Annotated in this window: 15 protein-coding genes and 1 pseudogene; 9 read left to right on the forward strand and 7 right to left on the reverse strand. The window is 72.5% G+C overall.

The features are described from left to right. The first annotated feature begins 87 nt into the window (after window positions 1–87). The 3 genes from pepN to AC5L36_RS28060 all read left to right on the forward strand — a co-directional run bounded on the left by pepN (window position 88) and on the right by AC5L36_RS28060 (window position 4,078). Window positions 88–2,625 carry an aminopeptidase N gene (pepN, locus tag AC5L36_RS28050; RefSeq protein ID WP_441221872.1) on the forward strand — a complete coding sequence of 846 codons (2,538 nt, stop codon included), beginning with the start codon at window positions 88–90 and terminating at the stop codon, window positions 2,623–2,625. A gap of 56 nt (window positions 2,626–2,681) precedes the next feature. Then, window positions 2,682–3,251 (forward strand): Uma2 family endonuclease, encoded by a 570-nt coding sequence (locus tag AC5L36_RS28055; protein WP_441221579.1) that lies wholly within the window; start codon window positions 2,682–2,684, stop codon window positions 3,249–3,251. Between the two features lie 89 nt (window positions 3,252–3,340). Then, window positions 3,341–4,078, forward strand: coding sequence for a type IV toxin-antitoxin system AbiEi family antitoxin (locus AC5L36_RS28060; protein WP_441221581.1), 738 nt, complete (start codon window positions 3,341–3,343; stop codon window positions 4,076–4,078). Window positions 4,079–4,383: 305 nt separating this feature from the next. Here the strand turns inward: AC5L36_RS28060 and nucS are convergent, their stop codons facing one another. After that, window positions 4,384–5,043 carry an endonuclease NucS gene (nucS, locus tag AC5L36_RS28065; RefSeq protein WP_441221583.1) on the reverse strand — a complete coding sequence of 220 codons (660 nt, stop codon included), beginning with the start codon at window positions 5,041–5,043 and terminating at the stop codon, window positions 4,384–4,386. A gap of 89 nt (window positions 5,044–5,132) precedes the next feature. Here nucS and AC5L36_RS28070 point away from each other — a divergent pair, with 89 nt between their 5' ends. Then, window positions 5,133–5,741, forward strand: a complete 609-nt coding sequence (locus AC5L36_RS28070) for a DUF4126 domain-containing protein (RefSeq protein ID WP_441221585.1) — start codon at window positions 5,133–5,135, stop codon at window positions 5,739–5,741. 39 nt (window positions 5,742–5,780) lie between these two features. Next, the gene (locus tag AC5L36_RS28075; protein WP_441221587.1) at window positions 5,781–8,093 is read left to right on the forward strand and encodes an ATP-binding protein; all 2,313 of its coding nucleotides are present in this window, start codon (window positions 5,781–5,783) and stop codon (window positions 8,091–8,093) included. Window positions 8,094–8,096: 3 nt separating this feature from the next. Here AC5L36_RS28075 and AC5L36_RS28080 read toward each other — a convergent pair whose 3' ends face one another. The 5 genes and pseudogenes from AC5L36_RS28080 to AC5L36_RS28100 form a co-directional block, all read right to left on the reverse strand. Then, window positions 8,097–8,843: an ABC transporter permease gene (locus tag AC5L36_RS28080; protein ID WP_441221589.1), complete on the reverse strand. Its 747-nt coding sequence runs from the start codon at window positions 8,841–8,843 to the stop codon at window positions 8,097–8,099. Window positions 8,844–8,913: 70 nt separating this feature from the next. Continuing rightward, window positions 8,914–9,585 (reverse strand): annotated as a pseudogene (locus AC5L36_RS28085) (ABC transporter ATP-binding protein); the annotation flags it as partial. Between the two features lie 13 nt (window positions 9,586–9,598). Next, window positions 9,599–10,324, reverse strand: coding sequence for a hypothetical protein (locus tag AC5L36_RS28090; RefSeq protein ID WP_441221591.1), 726 nt, complete (start codon window positions 10,322–10,324; stop codon window positions 9,599–9,601). Continuing rightward, window positions 10,321–11,208 (reverse strand): ATP-binding cassette domain-containing protein, encoded by an 888-nt coding sequence (locus tag AC5L36_RS28095; protein ID WP_441221593.1) that lies wholly within the window; start codon window positions 11,206–11,208, stop codon window positions 10,321–10,323. Before AC5L36_RS28095 ends, AC5L36_RS28090 begins: the two co-directional genes overlap by 4 nt. Then, complete coding sequence (locus tag AC5L36_RS28100; RefSeq protein WP_441221595.1) at window positions 11,205–11,558, reverse strand: GntR family transcriptional regulator; 354 nt, start codon at window positions 11,556–11,558, stop codon at window positions 11,205–11,207. Before AC5L36_RS28100 ends, AC5L36_RS28095 begins: the two co-directional genes overlap by 4 nt. Before the next feature lie 145 nt (window positions 11,559–11,703). On the opposite strand from AC5L36_RS28100, the gene AC5L36_RS28105 reads away from it, so the two are divergent. From AC5L36_RS28105 to AC5L36_RS28120, 4 genes are read left to right on the forward strand one after another with little or no spacing between them, the layout of a single operon-like run. Continuing rightward, window positions 11,704–11,964 (forward strand): hypothetical protein, encoded by a 261-nt coding sequence (locus tag AC5L36_RS28105; RefSeq protein WP_441221597.1) that lies wholly within the window; start codon window positions 11,704–11,706, stop codon window positions 11,962–11,964. Between the two features lie 4 nt (window positions 11,965–11,968). Beyond that, window positions 11,969–12,865: a hypothetical protein gene (locus tag AC5L36_RS28110; protein WP_441221599.1), complete on the forward strand. Its 897-nt coding sequence runs from the start codon at window positions 11,969–11,971 to the stop codon at window positions 12,863–12,865. Continuing rightward, a complete protein-coding gene (locus tag AC5L36_RS28115) occupies window positions 12,858–15,452 on the forward strand; it encodes an FtsK/SpoIIIE domain-containing protein (protein ID WP_441221601.1) in 2,595 nt (864 codons plus the stop codon). Before AC5L36_RS28110 ends, AC5L36_RS28115 begins: the two co-directional genes overlap by 8 nt. After that, complete coding sequence (locus AC5L36_RS28120; RefSeq protein ID WP_441221603.1) at window positions 15,449–16,129, forward strand: hypothetical protein; 681 nt, start codon at window positions 15,449–15,451, stop codon at window positions 16,127–16,129. Before AC5L36_RS28115 ends, AC5L36_RS28120 begins: the two co-directional genes overlap by 4 nt. Here AC5L36_RS28120 and AC5L36_RS28125 read toward each other — a convergent pair. Next, window positions 16,112–18,112 carry a protein meaA gene (locus AC5L36_RS28125; RefSeq protein WP_441221605.1) on the reverse strand — a complete coding sequence of 667 codons (2,001 nt, stop codon included), beginning with the start codon at window positions 18,110–18,112 and terminating at the stop codon, window positions 16,112–16,114. The two genes, AC5L36_RS28120 and AC5L36_RS28125, sit on opposite strands and share 18 nt — an antisense overlap. Window positions 18,113–18,147: the final 35 nt, after the last annotated feature.

The raw sequence follows: 18,147 nt of genomic DNA on the forward strand, positions 1-18,147 counted from the left end.
AGACTCGTTCGACGGGCTGTCGACCAGGACCGCTCGATCAGGCCGTCGACGACGATGGCGGAGAGGCAGGAGACCACCGTGGCCGGAGTGCGCAACCTGACCCAGGTAGAGGCGGCCGAGCGCGCCCGCCTGCTGGAGGTCACCGGATACGACATCGCCTTGGATCTCTCCGGGGCCGGCGACGGCGATCAGACCTTCCGCTCCACCACACAGATCTCCTTCCGCTGTACAGAGCCGGGCGCTTCGACGTTCATCGAGGTCGCGGCCCAGCGTGTGCGCTCGGCCGAGCTCAACGGCCAGCCGGTCGACATCTCCGCGTGGTCCGCCGAAGACGGGCTGGTGCTCACCGGCCTCGCCGCGGACAACACGCTCGTGGTCGACGCCGACTTCTTCTACTCCGCCAGCGGTCAGGGCCTCCACCGCAGCGTCGACCCGGTCGACAAGGAGGTCTACCTCTACTCCCAGTTCGAGACGGCCGACGCCCAGCGGGTCTACGCCTGCTTCGACCAGCCCGACCTCAAGAGCGTCTACACCTGGCACGCGACGGTGCCGCCGCACTGGAAGGTGGTCTCCAACTCCCCGGTCGCCACCGTCGGCGAGGATGGCGACACCAAGACCGTCCACTTCGACACGTCGGCGCGGATGAGCACCTACATCACCGCCCTCTGCGCCGGGCCCTACCACGAGGTGCGTCACCAGCACGACGGCATCGACATGGGCTACTACTGCCGCGCCTCGATGGCCCAGTACATGGACGACGCCGAGCTGCACACGATCACCACGCAGGGCTTCGACTACTTCCACCGCCAGTTCGGCGTGCGCTACCCGCTTCCCAAGTACGACCAGCTGTGGGTGCCCGACTTCAACGCCGGCGCGATGGAAAACTTCGGCTGCGTCACGCACGCCGAGGCGCACTACATCTTCCGCTCGCAGGTCACCGACTTCGAGCACGAGCAGCGGGCCAATACGATCCTGCACGAGCTGGCCCACATGTGGTTCGGCGACCTCGTCACGATGCGCTGGTGGAACGACCTGTGGCTCAACGAGTCGTTCGCCGAGTGGGCGAGCCACTGGTGCAACACCAACGCCACCCGCTTCTCCGACGCGTGGACCACCTTCCTGTCCGTGCGTAAGAACTGGGGTTACCGGCAGGACCAGCTCTCCTCCACCCACCCGGTCTACTGCGAGATGCCCGACCTGGCCGCGGTCGAGGTCAACTTCGACGGCATCACGTACGCCAAGGGCGCGAGCGTGATCAAGCAGCTCGTGGCGTACGTCGGCGAGGACGCGTTCCTGGCCGGCCTCCGGTCCTACTTCGGCCGCCACGCGTGGGGCAACGCCACCTTCGACGACCTGCTCAGCGAGCTCGAGGTGGCGTCCGGGCGGGAGCTGCGCAAGTTCGCCGCGCAGTGGCTGGAGACCGCACAGGTCAACACGCTGCGGCCGCGGGTCGAGATCGGCGCCGACGGCACGTACACCTCGGTGTCGGTGCTCCAGGAGGCGCCGACCGACTTCCCGGTGCTGCGTACCCACCGGATCGGTGTCGGCATCTACGACCTTGTCGACGACCGGCTGGTGCGGCGCGACCGGCTCGAGGTCGACGTGAGTGGCGAAGAGACGCGGTTGGTCCAGCTCACCGGCGTGCGGGCGGGCGACGTGCTGCTGCTCAACGACGACGACCTGACCTACGCCAAGCTGCGGCTCGACGAGCGCTCGATGGCCACGGTGGTGCAGCACATCGCCGGCTTCGAGTCCTCGCTCCCCCGCGCGCTGTGCTGGGCCGCCGCGTGGGACATGGTGCGCGACGCCGAGCTCGCCGCCCGCGACTACGTCGCGCTGGTCGTGGCCGGCCTGCCCGCCGAGCGCGACATCAACCTCGTCACCGCGACGCTGCGGCAGGCGCAGAGCACGCTCGCCTTCTACGCCGACCCGGCCTGGGCGCCATCCGGCTGGGCCGCGCTCGCCGGCGCCGCGCGTTCGTCGGTCGCGGCCGCCGAGCCGGGCAGCGGCTTCCAGCTCGCCTGGGCCCGCGCGTACGCGTCGGCCTCCCGCGACGCCGCCGACCTGGCGGTGCTCCGCGGCTGGCTCGACGGCGCCGGGGTGCCCGACGGGCTCACCATCGACACCGAGCTGCGCTGGTCGCTGGTGCAGTCGCTGGCCGCCAAGGGCGTACTCGGCGCCGACGAGATCGAGGCCGAGCTGGCCCGCGACCGCACGGCCAGCGGTGAGCGCGAGGCGGCGTACGCGCGGGCGCTCCTGCCCACCCCCGAGGGCAAGGCCGAGGTGTGGCGGCGGCTCACCGGCGAGGATGCGCTGCCCAACTGGGAGCACCGGTCGCTGCTTCAGGGCTTCCAGCACCCGACCCAGGTGCGGCTCACCGCGCAGTACGTCGAGCCGTTTTTCGCGACCGTCCGCCAGGTGTGGGATCGGCGCGACAGCGAGCCGGCGCAGGAGTTCGTGACCCTGGCCTACCCGGCCTACCAGGTAGACGAGGCGACCGTCGCGGCCACCGACGCGTGGCTGGCGCAGGAGGGCCACCCCGGTCCGCTGCGCCGCCTCGTCGCGGAGGGCAAGGACGGTGTCGTGCGGGCGCTCAAGGCCCGCGCGCGCGACGCTCTTTCTTGATCCTCTAGCGTCGCGCGGCGCCGTCGGTAGGCTGGGCCACGAGGAGGTGGTTCAGCGTGACACCCCGACTCGAGGCGCCTGACCGGCCGTGGTCGGCGACGGACCTGCGCGGCCTTCCCCATGACAATCACCGATACGAGATCGTCGACGGCGCGCTACACGTGAGCGCCCCACTCGACGACGACCACCAGCGCCTCGTCGAGCACCTCACCGCCGACCTGCGCACCGCCGTGCCGCCCGGCTGGACCGTCACCACCGGCGTGGGCGTGCACGCGGGCGGCAGCTACCTGACGCCAGACGTCACCGTCCTCCGCCCGGGCAGCCCCAAGGGTGGCGCGTGGGCCGAGCCGGACGACGTCGCGCTGGTGGTCGAGGTGGAGTGCCCGAGCAGCCGCCGCTTCGACCGGTGCGTCAAGCCGGGCCTGTACGCGGACGCGGGCATCGAGGCCTTCTGGCGGATCGAGCGCACCAGCAACGGCCCGGTGGCGCACCTCTACAACCGCGCCGCCGCCGGCCACTACGACCTGCACCGCAGCGTCAACCCGGGGCAGTGCGTGACCGCCGAGCTGCCCTACGCGGTGCAGGTGGCACCGGCGACGTGGAACACCTACCACACTTCGGCGTGATCAGGGCGTTTTCCACAGGCACCCCAGCCGTCCACAGGCGCGTGGCGGGCGCTGGCGCCTGACCCTTGGGCGGGCCGATCCTTACCGCCATGACTGACGTGCACGAGGCTCCCGCCGCCGACGTCGAGCGCCTGCGCGCCGCGGTGCGGGTGCTGCCTCCGGCGGCGGTGCTCACCCACCAGACGGCCGCGATGCTCTACGGGTTCGGTGTCGTGCCGACCAACGAGCTGCACGTCACGGTGCCGGCCGGCACACCCCTGCCACAGCGCCGGGGCGTCGCCGCACACGGTGCGGTGCTGCCCTTCGCCGAGGTGCGTGACGTGCTCGGCCTGCGCTGCCTCGGCCCGGCCCGGTGCGCGGTCGACCTGGCCCGCCAGCTCGGCCGCCACGACGCGCTGGCCGTGCTCGACGCCGCTCTGCGGGTGGGCGCCTGCACCCTCGACGACCTCGCCGACGAGGTGGCCCGCCACGAAGGCCTCCGCGGCGTGCGCCAGGCCCGCGAGCTGGTGCGGCTCGCCGACCCGCGGGCGGCCTGCCGCCAGGAGAGCCACCTGCGCCTGACCCTGCACGACGGCCTGCTCCCCCCGCCCGAGCCCCAGCTCGCCGTCTACGACGACGCCGGCCGCCTGCGCTGCCGCGTCGACCTCGGCTACGCCGAGGAGCGCGTGGCCGTGCTCTACGAGGCCGAGACCCGCGTCGACCAGCCCCGGCACAACTGGCTGGCGACCCGCGGCTGGCGCATGTGCTACTTCACCGACGCCGACCTCTACAAGGACCCCTACGAGCTGGTCCAGACCGTCCGCACCGCCCTCTACCACCCACACTGACGGCGCGTCGCTTCCTGAGAGCTTCGGGGGTCAGGGCGGCGTCTGTCTCAGCGGTCCTTGAGACCCATCAGAGATCGAGATTCGAGCTACCGCACTGTCCGTCGTGGTCCTCGGAGTTTCTTACCTGAGCCTGCTGAGGGTGCGTCACGGACCGTGGTTGGCGAGGCCGGCCCGCTTGGTACGCACAAGATCTGGTGGCGGGCCCGCGGGATGACAAAGCCGAGGGCTTGCACCGCGGACCCGGACCCGGGGTAAACCCAGCTTGAGCCACGCCACGACGGCGTCACCCCGGTCCAGAGAGGTCTCTAGAAGAGGGTCAGTTCGTCGCGCTCGATGCCGCGGAGCTTGTCGTAGTCGACAACCACGCAGCGGATTCCCCGGTCTTCGGCCAGCACGCGGGCCTGTGGCTTGATCTCCTGAGCGGCGTAGACGCCGGCCACGGGCGCGAGCAGCGGGTCGCGGTTGAGCAGCTCCAAGTAGCGGGTCAGCTGCTCGACGCCGTCGATCTCGCCGCGGCGCTTGACCTCGATGGCCACCGCGGCGCCGGACGCGTCGCGGCAGAGGAGGTCGACCGGGCCGATCGCGGTCATGTATTCGCGGCGCACGAGCGTGTAGCCGTCGCCGAGGGTAGTCGGGTTGGCGGCGAGCAGCTCTTGCAGGTGTGCCTCGACGCCGTCTTTTTGCAGGCCGGGGTCGATGCCCAACTCGTAGGAGCTGTCCTGGAAGATCTCCTCCAGCGTGATGCGCAGCTCCTCGCCGGCCTTGTTGACCACCCGCCACACGCCCGGGGCCTCTTCCAGCCGGCAGGGCGGGCTCATCCAGTTGAGCGGCTTGTACGCACGGTCGTCGGCGTGGATCGAGACCGACCCGTCCGCCTTCACCATGAGCAACCGCGTCGCCGGCGGCAGGTGCGCCGAGAGCCGTCCGACGTAGTCCACCGAGCACCGCGCAATCACCAACCGCACCCCGAGAGACTAGCCAAGGTGCGCGGCGGGCGGCGCGGGCCCCGCCGAGAGGCCTGCCCAAGTGGCGTGGCGGTGCGATGCTGGGACACGTGTTGGAAGCGCTCACCGGTACGGGCCTGGCCGCCTCGGCCGGGCTGAATGCGTACATTCCCCTGCTCACGATGGGATTGCTGGCGCGCTACACCGACCTGATCGAGCTGCCCAGCGGCTGGAGCTGGCTGGGCAACGGCTGGGTGATCACGATCCTGGCGCTGCTGCTCGCGGTCGAGTTCTTCGCCGACAAGATCCCCATGGTCGACAGCGTCAACGACGTGGTGCAGACCGTCGTCCGTCCCACCGCCGGCGGGCTCGCCTTCGGCGCGGGCTCCAGCTCGGAGACCGTGCTGGTGACCGATCCGGGCGAGACGGGCCAGTGGATGCCGGTCGTCGCCGGCGTGCTGATCGCCCTCGGCATGCACGGGATCAAGGCGGCCGCGCGGCCGGTCATCAACGCGGGCACGGCCGGCGTCGGGGCTCCCGTGGCCAGCACCGCCGAGGACTTCACCAGCGTATCCATGTCGGTAGTCGCGATCGTGATGCCGTTCCTGGTGCTGGTCTTCCTCGTCGCGATAGTGTTCACGTTCGTCTGGCTGGTCCGGCGGCGGCGGGAGCGAAAGCGCGAGCGCCAGGCCGCGCGGGCCGCCGGCTTCCGGGTCTGACCAGAGGGGCGCGCCCCCTGCGAGACAACAGGAGAGCGCGTGCGCGAGGGCCGGCCGATCGTGCTGATCGCGGTGACCTCGGGTCTCCTGTCGGTGATGCTGGCCGTGGCGGTAAACGTTGCCACCGGCGGCACGCTGCCCGGCCCACTCAGCGGTGTCTCCTGGCTGGCCTGGCCGGCGGTGGCGCTGCTCGGCGCGATCACCGTCGCGTTGGCGATCTTGCAACAGCCCCCGGGGGCGAAGCCCACCGTCTCCGTCCCGCGCGAGCTGCCGGCCGCCGTCACGACGTTCGCCGGCAAGTCCGACCTCGCCGCGGTCAACCGGGTGCTCGCCGACGGCTGCCGCGTGCTCGCTGTGTCCGGCCCGCCGGGCGCCGGCAAGTCCACTCTGGCCCTGCACGTCGCGCACGAACGCGTCGAAAAGTACCCGGACGGGCAGCTCTTCGCGACCCTCCGCGGCGCCGACCCCGACCCGGACCCAGTGGCGCCGGAGGAGGTGCTCACCCGCTTTCTGGAGCGGCTCGGCGTGCCCGAAGACGAGCGGCGCGGCGGCCTGGACGACCTGGCGGCCCGCTACCGTTCGGCGATCGCCGACCGCCGGATGCTCATCGTGCTCGACAACGCCCGCAACGCGGCCCAGGTGCTCCCGCTGCTGCCCGGCGGCCCGGGCTGCCTGGTGCTGATCACCAGCCGGCCGATCATCGCCAACCTTCCGCACGCCGTCTCGCACCCGCTCGGCGGCCTCGACGAGGCGGACGCGCGGGAGCTGTTCACGCGGGCGGCGAGCGACGCGCGCGTGGAAGCCGACCCGGATGGCGTCGCCCGAATCGTCCAGCTGTGCGGCGGCCTCCCGCTGGCCGTGCGCATCGCCGCCGCGCGGCTCAAGGCCCGGCCCGCGTGGACGCCGAGCGACCTGGCCGACCGGCTCGCCGACGAACGCCGCCGCCTCAGGGAGCTGGAGCACGAGGATCTCGCCGTGCGCTCCAGCTTCGAGGCGTCCTACAGTGAGCTGTCCGATGTGGACCGCGTGGTGTTTCGCCGCGCCGGCTCTCACCCGGGCCGCGTCTTCGGCCCGGCCGCGGCGGCAGCGCTGGCACAGCTCGACGAGGCCACCACGTCGGCGTCGCTGGAGCGGCTCGTCGACATGCACCTTGTCGAGTCGCCGGCGCCAGACCGCTACCGGCTGCACGACCTGCTCCGCCTCTTCGCACAGGGGCGCCTCTCCGACGAGGAACGCGAGTACACTCCGGCGTCCTATCTGGACTGGCTCGCCGCGCACGCCGCCACCGAGGAGCGGGACAACATCGTCGCCGGCGTACGCCACGCGGTGGCGGTCGGTGCGTACGAGGCGGCCTGGACGATCGTCGACACCGTGCACCCGCTGCTCACCGACTCGGCCGACCACCCGGACCGCCTCGCGCTGTGGCGGGAGGCGGCGGTCGCCGCGGCCGCGCTCGGTGACGAGGCACGGCGCGCCAGGGCCCTGCGCTGGGTGTCGTCCGCCTACCGCAACGCGGGCGAGGTGACGCGCGCGCTGGAGCCGGCCACGGAGGCCGTCGCCATCGCCGAACGGCTCGGTGACCGCGCCGCCGAGGCCGAGGCGCTCACCGTGTACGGCGAGTGCCTGCGCGACCTCAGCCGCTTCGACGACGCGCGGTCCGCATTGGAGCGGGCGCTCGACCTCTTCGTCGAGTTGGGCGACGTCGACGAGGAGGTCGAGGCACGCGTCGCACTCGGCACGCTCTTCAACACGACGTGGCAGCCCGAGCTCGCCGCACCGGTGCTGGAGCGCGCCCGCGAGCTGATGCCCACCGCGCAGGACCACCGTCGACCGTGGACACTGCTCGGGCTGGGTACCGCCTATCGGTTCACCGGCCGGCGGCGCGAGGCGGTCGCGCTCAACGCCCAGGCGCTGGAGCTGGCGCGGGATGGCAACGACCGCTTCGCGTACGGCTTCGGGCTGATCGAGCGCGGCTGGCTCGCCTTCGACGAGCGGCGATACGACGACGCCAACCGCGACATGCGCGCCGCACTGGAGCTCTTCGAAGCGATCCGCCAGGGCATCGGGATCGGCCTGGCACACCAGGCGATGGGCGAGATCGCCGCGGAGGCCGGGCGCCCCGCCGAGGCCGTGACGGCGTACGACGCGGCGATCGCCCAGTTCGAGCGGCTCCGCGACCCGGTGCGCAGCGGGCGGACGCGGCTGCTGCGCGCCCACGCGCTGGCTGATCTGGGTCGCGAGGCGGAAGCGCGGACGGAGTGGCGCGCGGCCGAGGCGCTCATCGGCGACACCTACCTGCCCGACGCGGCCCGCCGCCGGGAGAGCCTCCAGGAGCGCCTAGAGGGCTGGTAGGAGTCACTCCCAGCGAAACAGGCGGGCGGCCAGGGCGCCGGCCGCGAGCACGTAGCCCACCATCACGACAAGGTGGAGCGCGGACGGAAACGTGCCGGTCCACGCGTCCTGCATCGCCTGCGAGGCCGCACCCAGCGGGGTGAAGTCGCTGACGCGGCGCAGGCCGTCCGGCATGACCGGGCCGGGGGTCCAGACGCCGGCGAAGAAGAGCATCGGGAAGTACACGAGCATGCCGATCCCGGTGGCGGTCTTCGCGCGCGGCGCTACCGCGGCGATCAGCAGGCCCACGGCGAACATCGCGGCCGTGCCGAGCACCAGCGCGGCCAGGAAGCCCAGCACCTGCCGGGGCAGGTCGACGCCGAACGCGGCCGCGCCAACCGCCACGGCCAGCACGACCGCCACGAGGGTGGCGACGCCGTTGACCAGGAGCTGCGCGCCGAGCAGCTTGACCGGGCCGACCGGCGTGGCGGCGAGCCGGCGCAGCACGCCCCGCTCCCGGTATGTCGCCATGTAGGTCGGCAGCACGCTCACGCTCGTCGTGCAGATCGCCATCGCGAGCACGATCGGCACGTAGATGTCGATCGGGCGCAGGCCGTCGAGGTCGTCGGCCACGTCCCGGAAACCGGGGATCGCGAAGCCGAGCAGGAGCAGCAGCACCGCGGGAAACGCGACGCCCATGACGACGCCCATCGGGTCTCGCACAAAGAGCTTGGACTCCACAATGGTCAGTCGTACGACTGCGGTGGACATGGCGCTACACCCCGATCTCGTGGCCGGTGAGGGCCAGGTAGGCGTCTTCGAGCGTGGCCCGGTCGAGGCCGCGCTCGGCCTGGAACTTGGCGGTGAGGGCGGCCGGCGTGTCGACCGCCACGGTGCGGCCGCCGTCGATCACGGCGACCCGGTCGCAGAGGCGCTCGGCCTCGTCCATGAAGTGCGTGACGAGCACGACCGTGACGCCCCTGTTGCGGACGCTCTCGATCAGCGCCCACGTCTCCCGGCGGGCCGCCGGGTCGAGCCCGGTGGTCAGCTCGTCGAGCACCGCCACCCGGGGGTCGCCGACGAGCGCGAGCGCGATGGAGAGCCGCTGCTTCTGCCCGCCGGAAAGCGTGCCGTAGCGGGCGGTGCGCCGCGCGGACAGTCCCAGCACGTCGAGCAGCTCGCGCCAGTCGGCCGGCTCGCGGTAGAAGGAGCTGTACAGCTCCAGCGCCTCCCACACCCGGATCCGCTCGGGCAGCTCGCTCTCCTGGAGCTGTACGCCGACGAGCTCGCGCAGCGCGGCGCCGTCGCGGTCCGGGTCCTTTTCGAGTACCCGCACGGCGCCCCCGTCGCGCCGGCGCAAGCCGCTGAGCAGCTCCACAGTGGTCGTCTTGCCCGCGCCGTTGGGGCCGAGGATCCCGAAGATCTCGCCACTGTCCACTGTGAACGACACGTCCGACACAGCGACGGTGTCGCCGTACCCCTTGCGTAGGTTGGAAATCTCGATGACCGGCATGGTCCCTCCCCGTTCAGCCGGAAACCTTCTTGATGGCGACCGCGCGGATGAGCGCGAAGTTGACGAACCAGGCGGCGGCGATGGCCGCTGCCGCCATGAGCACGCCGGCCGGCAGCGGCGGGCGGTCGACGCCGAGCCCGTTGTTGATGGCGTAGCCGGCCCAGAGCGAGTCGAAGCCCATCTCGGTGACCACAGCCGGCAGGAGCGTCACCGGGATGAGGACGATGCCCCACCAGGTGCCGAACCGGTAGAAGCAGGTGCTCATGAGCCAGCCGCAGCACAGGTAGGTGATAGCGACGAAGAACTCGGCGACCAGCTGGGTCAGCCCGTCGCCGACGGACCGCACCGGGTACGGGTCGGCGAGGTTGCCCATGAGGTCGGCGGCGGAGTAGACGGAGTACTCGAAGACGTAGCCGAGCGTCATGAGGACCGCGTACAGGCCGGCGACCACGAGGATGAAGATCGAGGCGCCGTAGGCGAAGTCGCGGCGGGTGACCCCGTTGCCCACGTACACCGGGAGGTGCACCGTCGTGAGCATCACGCCGACGGCAAGCAGGAAGTACTTGGGGGCCGAGCCGCCGGAGGTGGCCCAGATGCTGACGTCGGTGTCTCCGGCCGTCACGATCGCGATGACGATCGCCGCGTAGACGGGGATCATGATGGCCCAGTAGCCGACGACCATCTGCACGCTGGAACGCAGCTGGGCGCGCGAGACGATCGAGGCGGTGTTGGTGGTCATCGGTGCGCCTCCGCGCCCTCGTGTGCGGTCAGGTGGACGAAGAGATCCTGGAGCCCGACCGGCCCCAGGTCGAGGCCGGCCGCGCGGGCGCGGGTCCGCTCCTCGTCGGTGAGCTGGCCGTAGACCGTGGTCGAGCGGGTGCCGCCCAGCCGCTGGTCGCCCAGCACCGTGCGGCCCACGGTGAACGCCTCCACCGCGTCGGCCGGCCCGGTGACGGCGACGCCCCGGCCGCGCAGCGCCTCGGTCTCGTCGTGCGCCACAAGGCGGCCCTTGTCGATGATCACGACCTCCTCGAAGAGGGAGCCGACCTCCTCGATCAGGTGCGTCGAGACGATGACCGTGCGCGGGTGTGCCATGTAGTCGCTGAGCACCTCGTCGTAGAACGCGTAGCGCGAAGGGGCGTCCATCCCCAGGTAGGACTCGTCGAAGATGGTCAGCGGCGCCCGCGCGGCCAGGCCGATCGTGACGCTGAGCGCCGACTTCGCACCCCGCGAGAGGGCGCTGATGCGCTTCTTCAGCGGCAGGTCGAAGCGCTCGACCAGGGCTTGCGCGTACTCCTCGTCCCAGTTGGGGCGCAGCGCTCGGGCGGTCCGCAGCACCTTTCGCACGCAGTCGCCGTCCTGCGCGTCGACCCTGTCGCGCACGAAGCAGATCTGCCGGGTGAGGGCCGCGTTTTCGAAGGGCTCGGCACCGTCGACGTGCACCGCGCCGCCGCTCGGCCGGCGAAACGCGGCCACGACCGACAGCACGCTGGTCTTGCCCGACCCGTTGCGCCCGAGGAGCCCGTAGATCTTGCCGCCGTCGAGCTTGAGCGTCAGGCCGTCGACGGCGACCGTGTCGCCGTATCGGACGGTGAGGTCGTTGACCTCCAGGGACAGCGTCACTTCGCCCCCTCGATCCGGCGCACGATCTCGTCCAGGGAGATGCCGATCACGCGAGCCTCGGTGATCATGGCGTCGACGACCTCCTCGAAGAAGCGCTCGCGCCGCTGGCCGCGCAGCTTCTCGCGGGCGTCGGGGCTGACGAACATGCCGATCCCGCGCCGCTTGTAGAGGACGCCCTCCTCGACGAGCTGCTGGAAGCCCTTGGCCGCGGTGGCGGGATTGATCCGGTAGAAGCTCGCGTACTGGTTGGTGGACATGACCTGCTCGTCCTCCCCAAGTGCCCCGCTCAGGATGTCCTCTTTGATCTTGTCGGCGATTTGCAGATAGATCGGACTCCGGTCGTCGAACACGGGAGCACCTCAAGGTTCTTAGGTTCATTACTTGACTGATGAACCGTAGCACCGAAGAACCACAGACCGCAACGGCGGGGCGATTCAGGTAAATAGGACGAATGCGGATACGATTGCACCGTTTGTCCGGGCAAGGGGGTACCCAGTGGCGAGCGTCGCCGAGGTGAAAGCGGCCATCGATGCCGCGATGCAGCATGTGCAGGAGGGTCAGGAGGCCGTCCGGGCGGCCAACGAAAAGCTCGGCGAGGCGCAGCTCAGCCTCGCCGCGGCGGTCGAGGGCAGCGGGCACGAGTCGGTCACCTCCGCACAGGCCGCGCTCGCGCAGGCCGCCACCGAGCTCGAGGACTGCCTCAGCGCCACGCTCGGCGCGATGGAGCAGGCCCAGCAGTACGCCGCCGCCTTGTGATGTCATGAGTTCCCTCTTGCACGCGCTGGCGTACCGGATCCAGGAGGTCGGCGAGGAGCTTCCGGTGGGTCAGGTGGCGACCGCCGCCGACCGGCTGCGTACCGCCAACGGACTGCTCGCCTGGGTGATGCGGGCCAGCGCCACGGCCGCCCCCACGCCGACGCTCACCGCCGCCGGCGAGCACCTCGACCACGCCGCCGGCGCGATGATCGCCGCCCGGGAGGCGCTCACCGGTTACCTCGTCTCGATCGGGCTGCCACGCGACGCCGTACCCCCGCCGGACAAGGACTGGCACGCGGCGCTGGCACCGGCCGCGCCACGGCGACCGGCCGCGGAGGCCGGGCCCCCGACGCTCACCCACTTCTGGGCCGACCGGGTGGACGAGCTGACCGAGCGGTCAGGCAGCCGCCCGGAGCGGGGCGCGGAGTCCACGGTGGACCTTCTGCACCGCTGCGCCAAGGCGGTGCCGGACGAGGACCGGGCCCGCCTGCGCCGGGAGCTGGTCGCGGTGGACCCGGCCGTGGGTCTGGCACTGTCCGCGGTGGCGCCGGCGCCGCTGCGCTTCCTCGCCGCGGAGCTGCTCGGCCATCCACCCTCCAAAGAGGACCTTCCCAGTGTACGGAAGGAGGTTCTCCCCCGCGTCCGCAAGCTGCTGCCGGCGGTCGAGGAGGTGGTGGTCGACGAGCTGCTGGCCCGCGCCTGCTACGCCCCGCCGCCGGAGCGTAAGGCGGACGAGCGCACGCACCCGGTGGACGCGGCGGTCACGGCCGCGGTGCTCGTCGGCATCCTGTTGCGCGCCACCGACCGGGAGCCGGACGAGCTGGCCAAGGTGACCGAGGAGCTTCGCAAGGCCGAGGAACGTGACGCCAAGGAGCGCGAGGAGAAGGAGCGCCGTGGCTAGCGGTCGGCAAGGGATCGTGGCTGGAGTGCGGCGGGACCTCGCGGCGGCGCGCGGCCTGGCCCGGGCGTCGCTGGCCGCTGCCGAGGTGGCCCGCGACGAGGCGCACTACGAGCGGGACGAGGCGCACGCCCAGCACAGCGAACGGCTCGCCGCCCTGGCCGCCGCGCGTGCGGCGGCCCGGCGGGAGATCCGGGAGCACTTCGAGCTCACGGCCGGCACGATCGCCGAAGACCTGGCGGCCGTCGCCGCGTCCTGCGCACCCGGTGCGGCGGGTGCGTCGTGGCGCACCTGGCGCCCCACCGAGCCGGAGCGCGGGCGGCGTCCCGGGCTCTTCCGCATCGGGACGCTGGGGCAGGAGCCGATGGCCGCGACCATCCCCGCGCTCGTGCCGCTGCTCGACCTGGCCCACCTCTCCTTCACCGGCAATCCATCCACTGTGGACGGCGTGATCGCCGGACTGCTCCTGCGCGTGCTCGGCAGCACGCGTCCCGGCGAGGTGCGGCTCACCGTGTACGACCCCGAGCAGCTCGGCGGCAGCCTCGCCGGGTTCGCGCCGCTGGGCAACGCGGACCTGCTCACGTTCGTGGGGCCGGGCGGGCTGACCGGGATGCTCGACGACCTGGTGGAGCAGATCCGCCGCATCAACGAGAGCGTCCTGGCCGGCGAGTACGCGTCGCTGGCCGAGCTGACCGCCGCCACCGCCGCCCGCCGGCCCGAGCCGTGGCGGCTTGTCGTGCTGCTCGGCGACGCGGCCACCGCCGCCGACCTCACCACCGCCCAGCAGGCCCAGCTCGACCGCATCGTGCGTACCGGCGTCGCCTGCGGCGTGCACGTGCTCGCCCGTGGGCTGCCGATGGAGGCACACCCCACTGTGGAGCACGTCGCCGTGCACGGAAGCACGGCCGCCTGCGGTACGACGGGTGACCTGCCGGTGCGGCTCGACCCGCCGCCCGCCGCCGACCGCATCGCCGCGGCCTGCCGGGAGCTGGCCGAGCTGCTGCTGGCCGGGCCGCCACCCGCGCAGTTCGCCGACCTGGCGCCGGAAAAGCTCTGGACCGAGTGCTCGGCCACCGGGCTGGCCGCCCCGCTCGGCGACGGCCCGGACGGCGAGCTGGTCGAGGTGCTGCTCGGCGACGACCCACCGCACGCGCTGATCGGCGGCCCCTCCGGCTCCGGCAAGACGAACCTCGTCTACGCCTGGCTCGGCTCGCTCACCGCCCGGTACTCCCCCGACGAGCTGGCGCTGTACCTGCTCGATTTCAAGGAGGGCGTGTCGTTCGCCCGCTTCGCCCCGGGGCGGCGGGACCCGAGCTGGCTGCCCCAGGTGCGGCTGGTCGGCGTCAACGTCAACGGCGACCGCGAGTTCGGGCTGGCGTTGCTGCGACATCTCGGCGAGGAGCTGCGCCGCCGGGCGCACGCCGCCAAACGCCACGAGGCCACCAAGCTCGCCGAGCTGCGCTCCGAGGACCCGAGCGGGCACTGGCCGCGGATCGTGGCGGTGATCGACGAGTTCCAGGTGCTGCTGGCCGGCCGCGACGCGATGGCCACCGAGGCGGTCGGCCTGCTGGAAGACCTGGCCCGGCGGGGCCGCTCGCAAGGCATCCACCTCGTGCTCGCCTCGCAGGACGTCTCCGGCATCGAGGCACTGTGGGGACGGTCCGCGCTGGTCGCCCAGTTCACGCTCCGGATCGCGCTGCCCAAGGCGCGCCGCATCCTCGCCGACACCAACCTCGCCGCCGACGTGATCCCCCGCTTCCACGCGGTGGTGAACGCCGACTCGGGGGTGCCCGACGCCAACCGCATCGTCCGCCTGCCCGACGCCAGCGACCGGGGCGCGTGGCGGGCTTTGCAGGAGAAGCTGTGGCACGCCCGCCCCGAAGGCCTGGAGCCACCGCGCCTTTTCGACGGCGACGCGATACCGCCCTACTCCTGCCCCGCGGACGTCGACGGTGCCGTGCTCGGGGAGACGATCGACGTACAGCCCCGGCCGGCGGTGCTCCGCCTGCCCCGCGCGCCCGGCCGCAACCTTGCCGTGCTGGGCACACGCGTGGAGGAGGCGTGCGCGGTCCTGGGCGCCGCCGGCCGCTCACTGGCCACGATGGACGATGACGCGCGGTTCAGCGTCGTATGCCTCGACGACGACGCCTCCGTCTCGGCCGGCCTGCTGCACGCCGCGCTGCCCGGCGCCCGCTGGTACGACGCGGACACCGCCGGCGAGCTGCTCGCGGAGCTGACCGACGCGCCCGCCGGGCCGCCGCACTACGTCATCGGGTACGCGTGGGACGCCGCCGCCGGGCGCCTGCCGGCGCTGCGCGAGGTGCTGGCCCGCGGACCCGAGCGGCACATACACGTGCTCGGCTGGTGGCGCGGCGTCAGCCGGCTCCGCGACGACCTCGGCGGGGTGGGCGCCCGCTTCGACGCGATCGGTGCGTGGGTGGCTCTCGACGTGCACGGCAACGAGCTGTCGCCGCTCTCTCCCCAACCGGGCGGCCCCGCCTGGTATCCGCGCCCGCACCGCGCGCTCTTCTTCGACCGGGCGGTGCACCGCGCGCCGGAGGTCATCATCCCGTACGAGGTGGGCTCGTGACGGTACGCGAGTACCGGCGGCTCGTGGAGGCGCTCGCGGTGGCGGCGAGCCAGCGGGACGCGGAGCTGGCCGCCGCCGAGCGCACCTACCAGGAGTGCGCGGGTGCGGCCGCGACACACCTGGCCCGGGCGGACGCGGCCGCGTTCGAGGCGGACCGCCGGACCGGCGCGGCCGCGGCCGCCGTGGTCGAGGTGGACCGGGAGGCGGCGCGGCTCTGGGACGAGCTGCGCCGGAGCGCCGGCTGGTGGGCGCGGGTGCGGCGCCTGGGCGAGCTGCCGCCGCCCGCTCGGGCCGGCGACCTGCCGGACGGACCACCGGGAGAGCTGCTCGACGGCGCCGCCAAGCGGATCGACAAGGTGCGGCGCGGGGCACCCCGGGCGCCGCTGCCACGGTGGCTTCTGCCGCTGCTGCCGCCGCTCGGCGCGACCGCCGCGACGATGACCGGGCTGGTCGCCGGCGGGCTCGTCACGCTCGCCCACTTCGAGTCCGAGCTGGCCTGGCCGCTGCGCCTGCTGGGCTGGCTCGCGTTTCTGATCGCCCCGTTCACCGGGGTGCCGCCGGCGGCGCTCTGGGTCGGGCGCCGGTTCGGCAGCCGCCTCGACACCGGCGCCATCGGGCTCATCGTGCTCGGCGGCATGGCGGCGGGGTGCGGCCTGTCGCTACTCTTCGCCCGCTAGGCCGTTCGCCGCGCGCACCACGGTCACGAGCTCGTCCATGATGGACGTCAGGGCGAAGTCGCGCGGGGTGAAGACCCTTGCCACGCCGGCTTCGCGGAGCTTGCCGGCGTCGGCGGGCGGGATGATGCCTCCGACTACCACCGGCAGGTCCGCGCGCCCGGCCGCCTTCAACCCGTCGAGCACGGCGGGCACGGCCGCCAGGTGCGACCCGGAGAGCACCGACAGCCCGACGATGTCGACGTCTTCCTCGACCGCGGCGGCGACGATCTGCGCCGGCGTCAGCCGGATCCCTTGGTACACCACCTCGAAACCGGCGTCCCGGGCGCGTACCGCGATCTGCTCGGCGCCGTTGGAGTGCCCGTCGAGACCGGGTTTGCCGACCAGCAGGCGCAGCCGCCCGGTGCCGAGGTCGCGCGCGGTGCGACTTACCCGCGCCCGCACATCCGAGAGCGTGGCGTCCTCCCGCATCGCGGCCGAGGCGGAGAGCCCGGTCGGCGCCCGGTACTCGCCGAAGACCTCGCGCAGCGCGCCGGCCCACTCGCCGGTGGTCACGCCGGCCCGTACACAGTCGAGCGTCACGGGCATCAGGTTTCCGGTGCCCGCGGCCGCGGCGCGCAGCGCGGCGAGCGCGGCGTCCACAGTGGATTGGTCACGGCCGGCGCGCCAGGCTCGCACCGCCTCGGCGGCGGCCCGCTCGGCCGCCGGGTCGACCTGCTCGATGGCCTCGGCGCCGGAGGCGGTGAGCGGGGACGGCTCGGTCTCGGTGAACCTATTGACGCCGACCACCACGTCGGAGCCCGCCTCCAGCCGGCGACGCCGCTCGGCGAGCGAGGCGACCAGCGCGCTCTTGAGGTAGCCGGTCTCCACCGCCGCCACCACGCCGCCCAGGTCGAGGATCTTCTCCAGCTCCACCCGTGCACCGTCCACGATGGAGCCGACGAGCGCCTCGACGACGTGCGAGCCGTCGAAGAGGTCGGGGTACTCGAGCAGGTCAGACTCGTACGCCAGCACCTGCTGCATGCGCAGCGACCACTGCTGGTCCCACGGGCGGGGCAGGCCGAGCGCCTCGTTCCACGCCGGCAGCTGCACGGCCCGCGCCCGCGCCGTGCGGGAGAGCGTCACGCCGAGCATCTCCAGCACGATCCGCTGCACGTTGTTTTCCGGCTGGGCCTCGGTCAGGCCGAGCGAGTTGACCTGCACGCCGTACCGGAAGCGGCGCTGCTTGGGGTCGGCCACGCCGTACCGCTCGCGGGTCAGGTCGTCCCACAGCCGCGCGAACGCCCGCATCTTCGCCATCTCCTCGACGAAGCGCACGCCCGCGTTGACGAAGAACGAGACCCGCTGCACCACGTCGCCCGTCCGCTCGGGCGGCACCTGGCCGCTGTCGCGCACCGAGTCGAGGACCGCGACGGCGGTGGCGAGCGCGAAGCCCACCTCCTGCACCGGCGTCGCGCCCGCCTCCTGAAGGTGGTACGAGCAGACGTTGACCGGGTTCCACTGAGGAGCGTTCGCCACCGTCCAGGCGATCGTGTCGGTGGTGAGCCGGAGCGAGGGGCCGGGCGGGAAGATGTAGGTGCCGCGGGACAGGTACTCCTTGACGACGTCGTTCTGCGTCGTGCCGGTCAGTCCGGCGGTGGGTGCGCCCTGCTCCTCGGCCGCGACCACGTAGAGGGCGAGCAGCCACATCGCGGTCGCGTTGATGGTCATCGAGGTGTTTGCCTCGGCCAGCGGGATGCCGGCGAAGAGCGCGCGGGCGTCGCCGAGGTGCGCCACCGGCACGCCGACCCGCCCCACCTCCCCTGCGGCGAGCTCGTGGTCCGGGTCGTACCCGGTCTGGGTGGGCAGGTCGAAGGCGACCGAGAGACCGGTCTGCCCTTTGGCCAGGTTGCGCCGGAAGAGCGCGTTGGTCGCGGCCGCCGACGAATGACCGGCGTAGGTCCGCATGACCCAGGGCCGGTCCCGCTCGGGGAGGCGACTCTCCATACGAGCATCCTAAGTTACCGTTCAGTCACTTTGGC

This window comes from Phytohabitans sp. LZ39 (assembly GCF_059359075.1).

Excerpts from the sequence above, each read along its gene's own strand:
- AC5L36_RS28090 (WP_441221591.1), bottom strand. The coding sequence starts at position 10,324 with ATGACCACCAACACCGCCTCGATCGTCTCGCGCGCCCAGCTGCGTTCC.
- AC5L36_RS28080 (WP_441221589.1), bottom strand. The coding sequence starts at position 8,843 with ATGTCCACCGCAGTCGTACGACTGACCATTGTGGAGTCCAAGCTCTTT.
- AC5L36_RS28060 (WP_441221581.1), top strand. The coding sequence starts at position 3,341 with ATGACTGACGTGCACGAGGCTCCCGCCGCCGACGTCGAGCGCCTGCGC.
- AC5L36_RS28110 (WP_441221599.1), top strand. The coding sequence starts at position 11,969 with ATGAGTTCCCTCTTGCACGCGCTGGCGTACCGGATCCAGGAGGTCGGC.
- AC5L36_RS28125 (WP_441221605.1), bottom strand. The coding sequence starts at position 18,112 with ATGGAGAGTCGCCTCCCCGAGCGGGACCGGCCCTGGGTCATGCGGACC.